Source organism: Paenibacillus sp. Root444D2, assembly GCF_001426375.1.
Taxonomy (GTDB): domain Bacteria; phylum Bacillota; class Bacilli; order Paenibacillales; family NBRC-103111; genus Paenibacillus_E.
The window spans coordinates 405,513-421,164 of the sequence record NZ_LMEO01000050.1; the positions used below are offsets into that span (position 1 = coordinate 405,513).

General features: G+C 46.5%; 9 protein-coding genes. 1 reads left to right on the forward strand and 8 read right to left on the reverse strand.

The window, feature by feature from the left end; genetic code table 11:
- Positions 1-145: 145 nt before the first annotated feature.
- Complete coding sequence (locus ASD40_RS29310; RefSeq protein WP_156390229.1) at positions 146-754, forward strand: hypothetical protein; 609 nt, start codon at positions 146-148, stop codon at positions 752-754.
- A 384-nt stretch (positions 755-1,138) separates the two neighbouring features.
- On the opposite strand, the gene ASD40_RS29315 is transcribed toward ASD40_RS29310, so the two are convergent.
- The 8 genes from ASD40_RS29315 to ASD40_RS29350 form a co-directional block, all read right to left on the reverse strand.
- Complete coding sequence (locus ASD40_RS29315) at positions 1,139-3,868, reverse strand: alpha-mannosidase (protein WP_057306668.1); 2,730 nt, start codon at positions 3,866-3,868, stop codon at positions 1,139-1,141.
- 3 nt (positions 3,869-3,871) lie between these two features.
- Positions 3,872-7,003, reverse strand: coding sequence for a beta-galactosidase (locus ASD40_RS29320; RefSeq protein ID WP_057306669.1), 3,132 nt, complete (start codon positions 7,001-7,003; stop codon positions 3,872-3,874).
- Entirely contained in the window at positions 7,000-8,319 is a 1,320-nt protein-coding gene (locus ASD40_RS29325; RefSeq protein WP_057307078.1) for a glycoside hydrolase family 125 protein, read from the reverse strand. The genes ASD40_RS29320 and ASD40_RS29325 overlap by 4 nt, the downstream gene beginning before the upstream one ends.
- Positions 8,320-8,365: 46 nt before the next feature.
- A complete protein-coding gene (locus ASD40_RS29330; protein WP_057306670.1) occupies positions 8,366-9,283 on the reverse strand; it encodes a carbohydrate ABC transporter permease in 918 nt (305 codons plus the stop codon).
- Positions 9,284-9,312: 29 nt separating this feature from the next.
- On the reverse strand, positions 9,313-10,251 hold the full coding sequence (locus ASD40_RS29335; protein WP_029199042.1) for an ABC transporter permease: 939 nt from the start codon (positions 10,249-10,251) through the stop codon (positions 9,313-9,315).
- Positions 10,252-10,327: 76 nt separating this feature from the next.
- Positions 10,328-11,800 (reverse strand): ABC transporter substrate-binding protein, encoded by a 1,473-nt coding sequence (locus ASD40_RS29340; protein WP_057306671.1) that lies wholly within the window; start codon positions 11,798-11,800, stop codon positions 10,328-10,330.
- 174 nt (positions 11,801-11,974) lie between these two features.
- Positions 11,975-13,495 (reverse strand): response regulator transcription factor, encoded by a 1,521-nt coding sequence (locus ASD40_RS29345; RefSeq protein WP_057306672.1) that lies wholly within the window; start codon positions 13,493-13,495, stop codon positions 11,975-11,977.
- 1 nt (position 13,496) lies between these two features.
- A complete protein-coding gene (locus ASD40_RS29350; RefSeq protein WP_057306673.1) occupies positions 13,497-15,311 on the reverse strand; it encodes a sensor histidine kinase in 1,815 nt (604 codons plus the stop codon).
- Positions 15,312-15,652 lie beyond the last annotated feature (341 nt).

Here is a 15,652-nt window from a genome sequence, read left to right on the forward strand (position 1 = left end):
TGCTTGGCCATTTCCCGGGCAATAATTGAAAGTGACAATGCACATATTTATCACTCAATGATTGTGCTTTCTTGTTTAAGAGTAAAATATAATGTTTAATGTTTACAGAAACGACTATTTTCTGAATTCGAGGCGAGTGATAGCGATGCAAATGGAAAAACGCAAAGATAAATGGAACGACCTCTTCGAACTGGCCATGTATGCGACTGCCGCAGTCTGCTTCGTTTATTTTTGGGTGAAAGGTATCCCAGCAAAAATGTTTCAGGCCGTTTTGATTGTTGCTGTGCTGCTGATTATTCGTTTCGTGGTCAAAATCACAAAGACCACGATGTTTGCAGCATTGCGCTTTTCCGTCTTACTGTTCATTTTTATCACCATGTTTTTGGCAAACGAATTTGGGTTTTACAAAGTTATCCCTTACTTGGATAAAATTGAACATCTCTTTTCAGGCTTGATCCTTTGCTTCGTCGGTTTAATGATTTATATGAAAGCAAGTGAAGGCGAGAAAGCGGCCGTACCGAATGCGAAGGTTGCCGTGTGGTTTTGCCTGTTCTTTTCCATCGCCATGGCTGGCGTTTGGGAAATATATGAGTATACGACGGATAGTCTGTTCGGTCTTCATTCGCAAAACGGAAGCTTGGTCGACACGATGACGGATATCATATGTGGAACCATAAGTGCCATAGTAACCAGTATCTATCTTGCATTCAAGGCGAAGCAAAGAAAAATGCCCCTGATCGACGTTCAATCCTGACCCGTGAACGGGGTATGTATTCTAACAAAAATAGACCAATCTAAAGTCTGATTAACTTAGATTGGTCTATTTGGCATTATTCTTTACTGCTATGCTCAATTCGTTAGACGTACCTGCAAATGAGCCAGTTTGTGCTACTCTCTTGAGTCCCAAATCGCCAAAGTTCTTGTATTCAGTTTTCACTTTGTGAATTCGAAGCATGAATCCTACTTCCATTGGATTAACTCCAATGGAAGTGGGGATTTGACAGCTTGGAAGCCAATTTCATTGGAACTATTCCAATGAAATTGCGTTTTTTGAAGTCTGAGAGTCGATTCCATTGGAAAATTTCCAATGGATGTTTTAATGTTATCCTTGAATACGATTCGAATGTTCCAGCTAATCTTATCGCTGAATCCCGATGGTAACAATTTCGCAAGGACCTGTCGGCAAAGACATTTGGCCTTGGGCATCAGCATCAATACTCGACCCGTGTACTTCCATAATCGTACTCTTATAGAAGGAGTACAGAGGTAGGTTGGAACTTAGCTTGAGCTCAGTGTTTTGGGAGCTCATGTTGTACCAACGGAGCAGCACATCGCCAGTTCCTTCATTCATTTTCATGGAAGAAAAGGCCAACTTATCGCCTTCCCAACAGAATGGTGCATACGTAGGTGAGATGCGCCCAGTGTGAATGCCCGTTTGACATAACGTCCACGGAATTTGGAACTGGTAGGCTTGCTCGTAAGCGCCGAATTGTTCGCCTTCGCCGCTATACGGAATGATGGTCATTCGGACGGTATGCTCGCCCAGACACTGAGCTTCCGGCGTCGGGAACAAGCCCCAATCGCCAAGCTCGCCAACCGCGCGAAGCAGCGTCACGGCAATCGTATTGCGTCCGTCCCGCAGAACTTCGTATTCGTTCAATCCGAGGTTAGCAACAACAAGACCAGCCTCCGCATCACTTACATCAATAAATGCCTGTTGATGCTGCGTATTGCTTGGATTTTCCCACTCAGCAGTCGGCGTGTTGTCACGCTGCGGAATTTCAAACATGGAGTCGACACGGTGAACTTGTGTATTCAGATCCGACGGGAACAACATCCGCAGACGATGATCTTTGGCCTGATTGTTGAAGGTGGCCTCGATCTCTACTCCTTTGCCGCCGCGGTTCAGACTGACAATGGTACGGATCTGCATAGGTACCATGCGAGCTGATCGCTGTGCTTTTCTGTGCGGATAGTAGATCAAATCTCGCTGCTCTTCCTCCAGTAATTCGTCCGCCGACTCGGGAATTTCCCAGTCGTGTACAATCTCAATAGATGCCTGATAAGGCGTATCCTTTAACACACGGATATGTGCAGCTAGATCGCGTGTTGTAAGCGGCGTCTCGCCATCCGGTTGTTTGTACATATATTCGTTGCCGATATCCCCGGTATTCTCATATACGCCTAAATCCCGGTAAGTTCGGCCATTCTTCTTGTCTGTCAACGTGAATGAACCGTTATTCACGATTTCGATCTTCAGCGAGTCATTCTCCAGCACCCGGTCTCCCGCTAGCAGCGAGGAAGATGAAATCTCATCTTCTCTCTTCACACAAGCGTACGTCTTCAGCCCTAAAGCAGGAACCTTCTCCGCTTCAAAGGTCAGCTTCACTCTACGACACATATACGGCTGACGGAACTTGTCGTCCGGCAAATCGTAACCAAATTGCAGTCCGAGATCTTCGATTGTGCAAGGAATAGCGTTCCCTTGCGCATCCACGAGCGTACGGCCTGAAAGATCCGCCGCCTTCGCAAAACTGCTTGCTTCTTCAAGCGTGTAGCCATCACGGAAGTACAAACGCAAGGCATCGAGCTCGATACTCACTACGCCGGTACGCTCCCAACCGGAGGTATTGAAAACAACGACCGGCAGGGCGCTTTCGCCCGCTTGCGCAAAGCTCGATGTATCGATCGCATCAGCAATCGCACGTTTGCTGTCATCGACGATCGATTCCGCTACATGCCGGCTTTTCTCGAAGCGAGTCACCATTTCGCGGTGTACTTCGTCTACAGAGCAGCCGCAAATGCTATCGTGCGGATGATTCTGCATTAATGTTTTCCAAGCATACGTGAACAAATGATGCGGGTATTTCTCCCCAACTTCGAGGACGTGCGCGAAAGCAGCCAACGGTTCAGCCACTTTCTCCAGCATCGCTTGCCCCAGCTGATTCATCTGCTTCAAGTAAACACGAGCGGATGCGGTGTTCACGAGCGTAGACCAACCGTCTGTCCGTTGACTGCGAAGCTCACCTTTTACCGTAGATAGTTCATGCTTCAAGGAACGCTGAACAGCCTGCAAGTAATCGATAAAATTCGAATGAACAAAGGTCGTATCCGGATACAGATCGCGCGCAGCTTGAATCGCCTCAGGCAAGTCCAACTGAACCGGCTGATGGTCGCACCCATTCATAAAGAGCAGCTCGCCAGTCGATGCGTATTTCTCCGCGTCCGCTAGCTTCCGCTCCCAGTACGCTTTCGCTTCTTCCCGGTCTACTGGAATTTCATTGCCGTTCGAATACCAGTTGGCGAAAAGAATGCCTAGCACTTGGGAACCATCGGGTCCTTCCCAAAGCAGTTCCGAGAATGACGATTCATAATCACCGTCAGACACGGTATTGTTAAAGCCAGTCGGCTTCACGCCACGGCCAAATAAAGCATTCGTGATTCCGGACTGCTGCATCAATTGCGGCGTTTGTCCTACCAGTCCGAACGTATCGGGAAAATAACCGATCTTCGATACGTCGCCATATTTCTTCGCATCTTGATGCCCAATCTGCATATTTCGTACATTGGCTTCACCGCTGGTCAGAAATGCATCCTGCAAAATGTACCACGGACCTATTAAAATACGGCCGTCCTGAATAAATTTGGTCAGTCGATCCTTTTGATCCGGTCGAACTTGGAGGTAGTCCTCCAAAATGATCGTTTGTCCGTCCAAAAAGAAGCTGCGATAATTCGGATCCTGATCCATTTTATCCAGCAGCGTATCTACTAGCTTAACAAGACGAACATGATGCTTCTCATAGGGTAAATACCATTCCCGGTCCCAATGCGTATGGGAAATGATATGAGCGGTTCTCTTGGTACTCATCGTTTAACTCCTTTCAATATGGACTGCCTCCGGACGGTACACGGAGATGAGATTGCCTTGGGCATCAGCAGCAAAGAGAACGGAACGCTCTTTCTCTAGTGTAAATGCATAAGTTGCCTCGCTATCCGTATCCTTCACTTCGACATCCACGTTCCATGCAAATTCAGATACGAATACATACAGGAAGCCGTTCTTAAAGCTTAACTTCCTTCCGTATACACCTGCAATATCGCCGCCTTGCAGCCATTCCAATCCGCTTTCACAGCCCGCGGCATCGATGGCATAACGATACAGGCGGGCGACCGTATCCAAGCGTTCGTTCAATTCAACCGGCAGCGGACTCCAAATGAGTCGGCCTTTGCCCAGCGGAATATCGACAACCGCATCGCTTGCGCTAGCAGACCCTGTTCCCGCGCCTGAATGTCCAGTCCGCACTTCTTTCACGACTTCGGCTATTCGACGCTTATCAAAGGATACCGGGAGCGCTGCACCTTGCAGCCCAAGCATTTCTTCGCGGCGTACGTTGTGAAGCTCCGCTTCACCTAGTTCATCGATCAGACGCGGTGTTTGTTTCCAATACGCATCAATGCTGATTGGACCTGTCGCAAGCAGCGTTGCACCCGTACGCTGTACGATATCTACAAGCTTTAACCAAGCTTGATCATCCAAATTATGCGCGCTCGGCAGCAGGATCAGCTTCGCCGGTTGGTGCTCCAGCGCATCCAAATGATACTCCGATGCCGCACGGAACGGCATCTTCAATTGATAGGACAGCACGCGCGTCATACTAGTCGTAGCATCAAATGCCAATTTCCGGTTGGAAAAATCGTTCGAATAAGGGAAAATCGCTACGATATCCTCCAACGCCCGATCCTGGAACAAATCTCTGATTTCAGCCATAAACCGCCCGAAATCGTAAGAGACATTAGCTTCTGGCTTCTCTGTGCCGTCAGCACGAAGCGCACCAATATGCGATTCGTTCGCATTATCCATATAAAAGTTAGTATTCCAGATCCAATGAATAGCACCGGCGCCTCCGGTAGCAAATGCATAGGCATATTTCCGCTCCAACAGGCTGCGCAGTTCGTTCTCCGAACGTTTAGCGCGTCCATCCGGTGTCTCCACGTACATGATGCCTGTTTCTTGAATAACATTTGGCTTATTCGCTGTTTTGGCAAAAATGCCGTCCCAAACGAGGTTATCGTTCAGCCACCACGAGTGTACGGTTGTATAGTCCACTGCCTCCTCATAAAACAAAGGAGAAGGCCGCTGTGCGCCAAGCGCTTCATCTTGACCGACCACAACAAGATGATCAGGACTGATCTCTTTAATCGTATTGTAGAGCTCTTTGGCCCAACGGTTATGCATCTCCATAGAGAACAAACAGTAATCCAGCCAGCGAGTTCCTTTCTTGCCCTTGTGCATATCCTGTACGTCAAAATTGATTTCTCCAGCCTCGGGAATAGCCGCCGCTTCAAAAGTCGGAAGCTGTTCAGGCGACATATTCCATTTCTCCTGAAGAAGCTCGATGCTGTTATGACGCTGCTTAAGCCACTCTACAAAAGCCTCCCGTTCGTAGATATCCCGAGTGGAACGCGGTCCCGCGGAAAAAATCAGTGCAGGATCAAACATAGATGGCTCGTTAATCAGATCCCAATCCACATGCGTCGTCGCACGGTGACGCGAAACAATGGAGCGGATAAACCGCTTCTGTGCCTCTACGCTTTGCGGATCGAGATAAGGGTTAACCCCTTCCCAAGTTTCTGGCGTAAAGGAGAAGAAGGTGAACGTTACCTGAAGATTGTGCTTCTTAGCCGTTAAGAAGAAAGCATCGATAGCTCTCAGAACCTCTTCGGAAGCATGTCCATCCACCTGCATGATATTGCGGTAAGCCGTCCAAATCCCTGTTCGGATCCAATTGATGCCGGCTTTGGCCATTTGGGCCATATCTCGATCCCAGACATCGCTATTGGGCAGGAACAAGAATTTGCGAGCGACATCGGAGGTCATATATGTCATGCCGACAATCGGCAGCGGGCGTCCGTCTTTGATGAAATAGTCGCGACCGCTTGTCATCGGTTGTCCCTCCGCGAGCAGCAAAGGATCGTGTCCCCAGAAGCCTTGGCGAAGCACGCGAAGCTCGCCATCCTCAGACGTTGCCGTGCAAGTCACACGGTATAAACCACGTTGTATGTCTAGCGGTACCGGGATGCGGACCACATTGAATTCTTTATTCACTTGAGCTGTCAAACGATGGGTCCACACGTCTTGTGCGCCACCCTCATGCGCTACACGAAGATCAAACGTCCATTGCTTCGAGGCAGCTCCAGCTTGGAGCCCTCCGATAAGCTGAGTTTGAAGCGTCAGCATCGCATGCTCTCCCGGCTCGAAGCTGGCATAATTCGGCTTAATCCACAGCTCTGTAACGCCATTAGCACAAAATGCTGCCCATGCCATCAATGCTTCGGCACCGCCTTCGCTCCAAAACGAAGGACTAAGCGGTACATTGACAAACATCCAGCGCGAACCGATAAACGTGCCTCGCGAGTTTTCCCAAAGAACGACAGGCGCAGCAACTTCGCGGCCGTCCTTACTGATGCTTTTCAATAGCGGATAAATCTGTGTGCTCATGGTACCCGCAGCGCCCATTTGATCAGGCAGATCGCTGTTGCGTGTCGTATGCGGAACCAGATTCCACGTATCTGCAAGCGCGAACATCGCTTCCTGCCCCTTAAGCAGAGGCAAGGTTTCTAACGCTGTATAGGAGCGCATGGGAACGGCTTCAACACGAAGTATTTCATGAATGTACAACTGCTGATGATAGGCGGTCTGCTCCGATTCTATATGCCAGCCATCAGCTTCTCGGCGCACCGGACGCTTGAAGGCTGCGCCGCCAATACTTAGCAGCCCGCCGCCGCGTTTCAAGAATGCCAGGATTTCCGGCCATGCGGACTTAGGGAAATACGGGGCATGCAGATTAACGAAGCATCCATCAACCGTCGACCAGAGAGCTTCTCCAAGTGCATCGGCGCCTACAACAACAGCACCTTGCTCCGCGAGTAGATCAACTTTCACTTCACAGGAATTGCTGATCGGAAATGTAGCATCATAGAATATAATGACCGGTTGACTCATAGCAAACCATCCTTCATCGCTTTATACACCAACTGGGAGAATAAACTGTTCGACCAGGCGAACCATTTCCGCGTAAAAATCGTTGGATCATCGACATGAAAGCCCTCGTGCATAAACCCGGTGTCTGCATCTGTTGCTTCAAGCATCGCGATCATCGCCAGCTTCTCTTCATCAGTGGAAGCCGTCAAGCCCTGCATGGACAAGGCCATATGCCAAATGTAATCGTCCGGCGTATGCGGACTTCCGATGCCTCTGGCAACTTTGCCTTCGAAATAAAACGGATTCTCTTTGCTTAACGCGAATCGTCTTGTGTTCTGATAGATCGGATCATCGGCCGATACATAACCCAGATACGGAATCGACATCAGTCCAGGAGTGCCCGCATCATCCATCAAGCAGTAGTTGCCGAAGCCGTCTGTCTCATACGCATAAATCGGTCCAAACGCGGGATGGCGATAGATACCATACAGCTGGATGCCATGGTCAATATCCGCTTCAAGGACTTTCAGGTCATGGAGGAAATCCATATCCCTGAACACCCATTCCGCAAATTCTTGCATATGGCGAAGAGCCACAACCGCGAACATATTCGCTGGAATATTGTAATGAAAGTCGCAGGCATCGTCACTTGAACGAAAGCCTGACCATACCATGCCTGTGTAATTCACCGGCATCCCCATCCCGTTATTGCGCAGTGAATCCGTCGGAATTCCGTTATTGCGAGTGAAACGATAAGGTGACTTTTCAAAGTGGTATTGCTCCGTCTTAAACAATTCATAGATTTTAAACATCGCTGCTTTAAATCCCGCATCGAAAATATCCGTTAACTCCGTTTCCTTCCAATACGCATAAGCCAGCCGCATCGAGAAGCATAACGAATCCAGTTCAAATTTACGCTCCCATACCCATGGCGACATTTCCGTTTGATCCGCCTTATTCCAGTGCCAGTCGTTCGCTGATTCGTTAAACGCATTGGCATACGGATCGATATGAATATATTGGATATGACGCTTGATTAAACCGCTAATGATGTGCTGCAAATCGGAGTCCTGTTTGACAAATGGCACATAGTGCATCACTTGTTCCACAGAATCGCGCAGCCATGACGCAGGGATATCTCCGGTGATGACGAAGGTCGTGCCATCCTCCATCAATTTGGTCGTCGTCTCTAATGTATTAGGAAAACAATTTTTAAATAGCTGCAGCAGCTTCGGACGATGCGCCAGCTTCTCTTCGGCTTCCAGCAATACTTCTTGAATGGCCTTTGGCAGCTCCAGTTTCGGCATCGGAATTTTCGGCAGTCTGAATTGTTCCACGGTAAGTCCTCCAAATTTTTCTAGTTTCGAAGAATGCATTTTTACGTTACTCTTTCACGGCACCAATCGTCAAGCCTTGGATAAAGTACCGTTGGAAGAACGGGTAAGCAAAAATAATCGGCCCGGTTGCCAGAACAACCATCGCCATACGGGATGTATCCTGCGGCAGCGATTGCAGTAAGCTCACGCCAACAGAAGGGTTGCTTGTATTCTGGAGCAGGAATTGCATGCTGTTCTCAATACGCATCAACATCGATTGTAAAGGCACTAGTTTTGGTGTATCGATATAGAGCAATGCATTAAACCAATCGTTCCAGTATCCCAAAGTACTAAACAAACCTATAGTGGCTAGTCCCGGAAGCGAGAGCGGCAGCACTAGTTTGACGAAAATCCCAAATTCACCGGCCCCGTCGATTTTTCCAGATTCAATAATGGCGTCAGGAACAGATGTGACGAAGAAAGTACGCATAATCATAATATAAAATGCATTACCGGCCAAAGGCAAAATCAAAGCCCAGACTGAATCTTTAAGTCCCATCAGTTGTGTAACAACGATATATGTCGGTACAAGTCCACCGTTAAACAGCATCGTGAAGAAAGCAAAAAAACCGAAGGCATTGCGGAATTTAAAGCTTTTACGTGAAATCGCATAGGCAAACGTAGCTGTGATCAGCAAGCTTACAATCGTCCCAATCACAGTTACAAGAATGGTAACGCCATAGGAAAGCAGCAGCTGATCCCCCGCTTTGAAGAGATAGCGATAAGCCTCAAGGCTCCATTTTTCTGGGATAATGCGGTATCCATTCGTACTTAACGACTTCTCATCCGTAAATGAAATAATGGTTACAAACAAGAACGGAAAGATACAAGCGAGCGCAAACAGCCCCGCTACAAGATTAAAAATTATATTCAAAGCAGGCGGCAATTTATGAAAGTCACGGCTTTTCATTGGTTTAGCAATCATTTGAAAATCCTCCTTTCCATGAAAATAGTTTAGAACAACGCATTATCTTTATCGAATTTTCTAACGATATAGTTCGAGGTCATAACCAGGATGAAGCCGATAACCGATTGGTATAGACCAGCTGCGGTACTCATACCGATTTCTCCGGTAGATTTGAGGCCACGGTATACATACGTATCAATAACATTGGTTACAGAGTACAGTGTTCCTGAATCTCTTGGCACCTGCAGGAACAATCCGAAGTCTGCATAGAAAATGCGTCCGATAGCCAGCAATGTCAGAATTGTCATAAGAGGCTTCAGCATAGGGAACGTAATGTGCTTGATTTGCTGCCATTTGCTCGCTCCGTCAATCATTGCGGCTTCATACAACGATTTGTCGATCCCCATGATCGCGGCCAAATATACCACACTGCTGTAACCAACCGATTTCCACAGATAAACAAAAATGATAATAAGGGGCCAATACGTCTTGTCGTTATACCAACGAATCGGATCGATTCCAAACCCGGACAGAATGTGATTCAGCATACCTTTATCGACACTAAGAAAACTGAACACGAAGTAGCCGACGATTACCCACGATAGGAAATAAGGCAGGAACATTCCTGTTTGATAAAGCTTTGCCAGTTTTTTATTGACGATTTCTGATAAGACAATCGCTAAACCTACAGAAAGAACAAGCCCTGCAATAATGAACACAATATTATAGAGCAGTGTGTTCCTCGTAATGATGTAGGCGTCATTGGTGCTAAATAAAAATTTGAAATTTTGCAGTCCTACCCATTTGCTTTCCATAATACTTGCCCAAAAACCGTCGCGGCTATAGCGATACTGCTTAAAAGCAATCACCATACCCGCCATCGGCAAATAAGAGAAGAACAGGAACCAAAGCGTCGCCGGCAATGCCATTAGCAGCAGAACTCTACTTTGTTTAACATCTTTAAAAAATGCTCCTATTCCTTTCATAAAATCACCCCTCTAGATCATTGTAGTGAAAAAGATCAGGCGAATGTTGGACATTCGCCTAATCAACCATGTTGAATTATTTTTTGTTAGCTGCTTTCCAAGCATCAATCTGACTTTGCGCTTCAGCCATGATTTTATCCAAACCAGCCTTTTTGAATTTTTCGTTGGCTAGCGGAATGTATTTATCCGGGTCAACAGTACCCGTCATCAATGTTGCCCAGAACTCTTCTTTTACGTTTTGAACCGCGGCGATTTCATTGATTACTTTGGATGGATCGAAGTTGAAGCCAAGCAGAGGTGCAGGTTTGCCGGTATCGTTAAACTTTTTGAACTCTTCCCATTTGTTCGCAGGATCTTTAACATCTTTATACGTCAGCAGAACGTTTCCGAGTGAGAAAGTCGGCATATCGTAGTTTTTGGATTCTGGTAAATTTTCCATTTTGTCGTTGTCGACTTTTTTGTAGTGAACACCTTCAATACCGGAATCGACCATATTACGAAGCACTGGATCGGTATTCAGCAAGTTCAGGAATTCCATAGCTTTTTCCGGATATTTGGAATTAGCAGATATCGCTTGCATGGAGCCCATTACGGACCAGTTGTAAATCAAAGCAGGGCTTGCCGCTTTGGAAACGACTGGATAGCCATAACTAGCTGACCAAAGGTTGTCCGCAAACGGTTGATTCGTCGCTTTATCCGCGAACCATTTGCCAGTTACTTGTACATCGTTAAGCGAGGAAAGCGTCGATGCTTCCGTAGGAACATATCCTGCTTTGTAGTATTTGTTCATGGTTTTAAGTGCTTGCTTCATTTCTGGCGTATCAAAAATGTTGACAACTTTGAAATCCGCATTGTTTACACTCACGGCCATCGGCATTTTCTCGATAATGTAATCGTAAGGCACATATGGCATGTAATTTTTATCAACAGCTAATCCATAAATGTTCGGTTCTTTTTCTTTAATCGTTTTGAGCAGTGGCTCCAAGCTTTCAAGCGTGTTCACATTATCTAGGCTAAGGTTGTATTTATCAGCCAGGTTTTTGTTGAAACGCCATACGTCTTGAGCTGGCAGCTCTTTATTGGCAGGTACGCCGTAATTGTGCCCGTCCACTTTGGAACCGTTAAGAAAAGCAGGATCTAGCGCTTTCACGATACCTTGTCCATTTTTTTGAAGAAGCTCGTCAATCGGCTTAAATGCGCCTTTACGCACGTTTTGCACGTAATCAAAAGCCCATGAAGACGTAAACATAATGTCCATCGGTGTGCCGGATGCCGTCATGACTTGCATTTTTTGTGCGTAGTCGCCCCAGTCCGCCATGTTCATTTTCACGGTAACGCCGATTTTTTCCGCGGTGTATTTACTCACTTCAGCCATGACGCGGTCCACGTCTTTTTGTGGTGTTCCGATTGTGTACCAGATTAACTCAACCGGTTTATTTGTCGTTTCATTCCCTTTCGCACCGCCGGCATCTTTGGTGCTGCCGCACGCGCTAAGAGCCATGGAAACGGCTAGCGTCAATCCTAGTGTGGTGACCAAGCGTTTTTTCATTTTTGTATCCTCCCTGTTAAATGCTCTATTGTTTACGCCCCGTTGGGCTACCTTTACAGTACCTCATGAAAGCAGTTACAAATAGACGATAAACTAAATGAACCCTGTCTAAAGTTAAGAAAAAAGCAGCTATTTATCCTTTCCGGCAAAAAAAAGACTGCTCCTCAGTTTTCCCTAGAGCAATCCTCTGTAATCCGTTGGGGAGATTCCCACATACTTTTTAAATTGTTTATAAAAGTAACCCAATTCTGAGTAGCCCACCTCATTAGCAATGACATGAACCTTCGAATTCGTTGTCTTTAGCATTTCCTTTGCTTTCTCGATCCGGTACCGATTGATATATTCCGTAAACGTCTCATTGATTTCCTTATGGAACAATTGTCCCAAGTAAACGGGGTGAATATGATAGTGCGCCCCCAGCATTTTGAGCGAAAGCTCTTCCGCATAAGACTGATGGATATATTTTAAAACCTGCTGCACGATCGGACTTCGAACGTCAGAAATTAAGAATCCGATTGTCGTATGGGCAATTTCGAGGATGGCCGTTTCCAGCTGTTCCAGCGTAACCGCGCTCCTGATTTGGTGAAAAGCATGATTATACGCATCAAGTTCCTCAGTATGGCGAATCGCTTTGATCTCCAGCTTGAAATGGATGATCATCTCAAAAGCGATATTCTGAAAATCGTGCGGCGTAATGCCAGGGAGCGCTTGAATCCGTTTGAAATCGTTTTGAATTTGCTCGCGCAAATTCTCTTGATCTTTAGCAATAATTAATTTCGCGTAGACTGGCCAGTCAATAATGGAGAAATCGACCTTTCGATTGTCTTGATTCATAGCAAGCTCCGTATAATCAATCATGATCAGTTCTGGATATACCAAGAAATACTCCTGCGCTTTCTTCGCGGCCGTATAGCTTTGTCCAGCCTGTTCAGGTAGAGGCTCTACACTGCCGATAGATATGCGGAGAGGACGATCCTGAAGATCAGCTCGAAGCTGCTCAAGCAAAGCCGTCAAATCCGTTCTGCCGCGGCCAGCATCATCTACAGCTGCAAGCAGAACGATATCGCCATCCATATCGAAGAATGCGGTGATCCAATCATAGGCTTGTACCTTATTGGAGATACATTCGAAAACCTCATCTGCATCGGATGCCACTCGGAGTACAGCAGCTATCATATAGGCACGATCAAGGTTCATGCCCAGAAGGTCCGCGCGTTCATAAAATTCCAAAGGCGCAATCTGATGGGTTAACCAACGATGAAGCGTGTTGTCTTTCAACACTTGTTTGCTATAGGCCTGAACTTGCCGATTCTCTTCAAACGTATTCAGCTTCTCGACCGTATTATGAAGCGTTGCCTTCAGCTCTTGGATATTGATGGGCTTAAGCAGGTAATTTTCGATACCGAGCTGCATGCCTTCTTTTAAATAGGTAAACTCATCGAAACCGCTGAGCACAATGACTTTCAAATCGGGATGAACCGTTCGGGCTTGGCGAATCAGATCCAAACCGGTCATCACCGGCATGGAAATATCCGTCAACAAAATATCCACCGAGGTTTCCTGCAGGGCATCTAATGCCTTCTGCCCATTGCTGGCATGTCCGACAATTTCCAAACCCGCTTCGGCCCAATCAATAATGTCATACAACCCTTCAATAATGAAAGGCTCGTCGTCCACAAGAAAAACCCTAAACATCCTAACCCTCTTTTCCGTCGTCCATAGGCAGCCATATATCAACTACCGTTCCTTTACCAGGTTCACTATTTAATTGTAAGCCGAACCTGCTGCCGTAGAGCAGCTTTAGGCGTTGATTGATGCTCCGCAAGCCGAAGGATTCGCCTTCGGTTTCCTCTGCTTGTAAGAAGGACTCCAGCTCGCTCAAACGCTCTGGCGTAATACCATTTCCGTTGTCTTCCACTTGCACATGAAGGAAATCTTCCGTTTGTTTCACGCGAATATGAAGCTCATTATCGGTGCTTTCGCTTCGCAAGCCATGAACGATATAGTTCTCAATTACAGGCTGCAGCGACATTTTCATAATGCGTGTAGATGCCAGCTTCCGATCCCACTCGATCGAATACGTGAACTTGTCCTTATAGCGAATCTGGAACAGCTCGAGGTATAAGCGGCAAGCTTCAAGCTCATCCTTCAGTGTATAAATCTTTTTCTGCTGTACCAGGCTGCGGAATAACGCCGACAAGCTGTAAATCATTTCGCCAACGTCATGAGCCCCATGAGAGATAGCACGCATACGAATAACCTCGAGTGTATTGTATAAAAAGTGAGGATTGACGCGTGCTTGCAGAGCCGTTAACTCTGTATGCTTCTGCTTAATATCCGCCTTATACACCCTATCGATATATTGATTCAGCTCTTCGATCATCTCGTTGAAGCTGCGAGAAATTTGTCCCAGCTCGTCCTCTCGCACATCTGGAATCCGTACATTCAGATCACCTTGTTTGACCTTCCGCGTAAAGCGAATGATCTGATTGGTGCGTTTAGAGACATTCATCACAACAAGAGAAGGAATCAAGATCGCGAAAAAGATACAGACCGCACTAATCATAAAGATCGTGCTGCCGATTCGCCTTGAGGATGCTTCAAGTTCATTCTTCGGAATGATCCCGACGACAATAAAATCCCCTTTACTCTGCGTCAGCTTCGTCACATATCCGCTTTGATTCGAACCAATATTCTCGTATAACGAACTAACTTGATTCATATAAGGATAAGGCTTGCCGTAATATTGATCCGAAGAATCAAACAGGACGCCTCCATCCGGTGATAGAACGAGAATCGTTCCCTTTAACTCTTCCTTATCATTCAAGAGAATCTTCCAAATGCCGTCTGAGCTGAAGTACACAACCTGTTGTCCTATATTTTTCAAGGTTTGCTTGTCGTTGATGGGGGTCCTAATCGAGTACAGATGGTTATCCCATTGACCTGCGGCTTCACGGACCCATATATTCGGCAAGGTAACGCTCTTGTTATCAAGCGCCATGACTTCAGGAATGTAGGAGTGGGCTGCATTCGTAGGCACGATCTTCAATTGCCGGTTACGATCAAGCACATATAAGGTCATCTGATCCACACTGTAAAGCATCAGACTGCGAATATCTTCGTCATCTTCCACCCGATTTTTAAAATATTGCAGACCGGCATTCCACGTGCTGTTACCGCCTAAATTGTATTGCTCCAGACCATGCTGCACATACTCTTGGAAAGGGTGCTGCAGCATGAAAGAGATGCCCGCGGCAAGCGAGCTATCCCGATATAAGCCGAACACGATAGACTGCGCTGAATCGTATTTCCCCCCCAAATAATTGTTCACATTCGTCATTGCCTTCTTCTGTATATCCAGCTCTCGATTGATATTCGCTTGCGACATCGAATGGTACATGAAGTAAGAAAACGAAATAATCGTAATGACGGTAATCAATGAGAACAGGAGAAGCAGCTTCATAAACAAGTTATTTTTTAAGTAATTTCGGTACATCTTGCGGAACCCCATCCTGCCATCAACTCCTGCTGTTAATCGGGTACATTATAGCATATCAGCATCCACACATGAATTCGATCCGTTTTTGCGTGAATATCTCAAAAAACTACGACGGACCAAATTAGCGCACACAGCTAATGAAACGAAAATAGACGTTTAACGGATCTGGATGCCGTTAATTGCCTATTTGGGGCGATTATTCCGAACTAACGGACTTCAGCGCCGTTATTCGGTTTCAATTTATCCTATTTTCATCATTTGAAGGAGATTAAGGGCTGTTGAGTCCATTAGATGTTCAAATTCAATCATTTTCGTGGAATAACGTCGCTCCAGTCCTTTAGCCGGGAGAGAGG

What these genes read in the sequence shown, in the direction of transcription:
- ASD40_RS29350 (WP_057306673.1), bottom strand. Translation starts at nt 15,311, where the DNA reads ATGGGGTTCCGCAAGATGTACCGAAATTACTTAAAAAATAACTTGTTT.
- ASD40_RS29340 (WP_057306671.1), bottom strand. Translation starts at nt 11,800, where the DNA reads ATGAAAAAACGCTTGGTCACCACACTAGGATTGACGCTAGCCGTTTCC.
- ASD40_RS29320 (WP_057306669.1), bottom strand. Translation starts at nt 7,003, where the DNA reads ATGAGTCAACCGGTCATTATATTCTATGATGCTACATTTCCGATCAGC.
- ASD40_RS29315 (WP_057306668.1), bottom strand. Translation starts at nt 3,868, where the DNA reads ATGAGTACCAAGAGAACCGCTCATATCATTTCCCATACGCATTGGGAC.
- ASD40_RS29310 (WP_156390229.1), top strand. Translation starts at nt 146, where the DNA reads ATGCAAATGGAAAAACGCAAAGATAAATGGAACGACCTCTTCGAACTG.
- ASD40_RS29330 (WP_057306670.1), bottom strand. Translation starts at nt 9,283, where the DNA reads ATGATTGCTAAACCAATGAAAAGCCGTGACTTTCATAAATTGCCGCCT.
- ASD40_RS29335 (WP_029199042.1), bottom strand. Translation starts at nt 10,251, where the DNA reads ATGAAAGGAATAGGAGCATTTTTTAAAGATGTTAAACAAAGTAGAGTT.
- ASD40_RS29345 (WP_057306672.1), bottom strand. Translation starts at nt 13,495, where the DNA reads ATGTTTAGGGTTTTTCTTGTGGACGACGAGCCTTTCATTATTGAAGGG.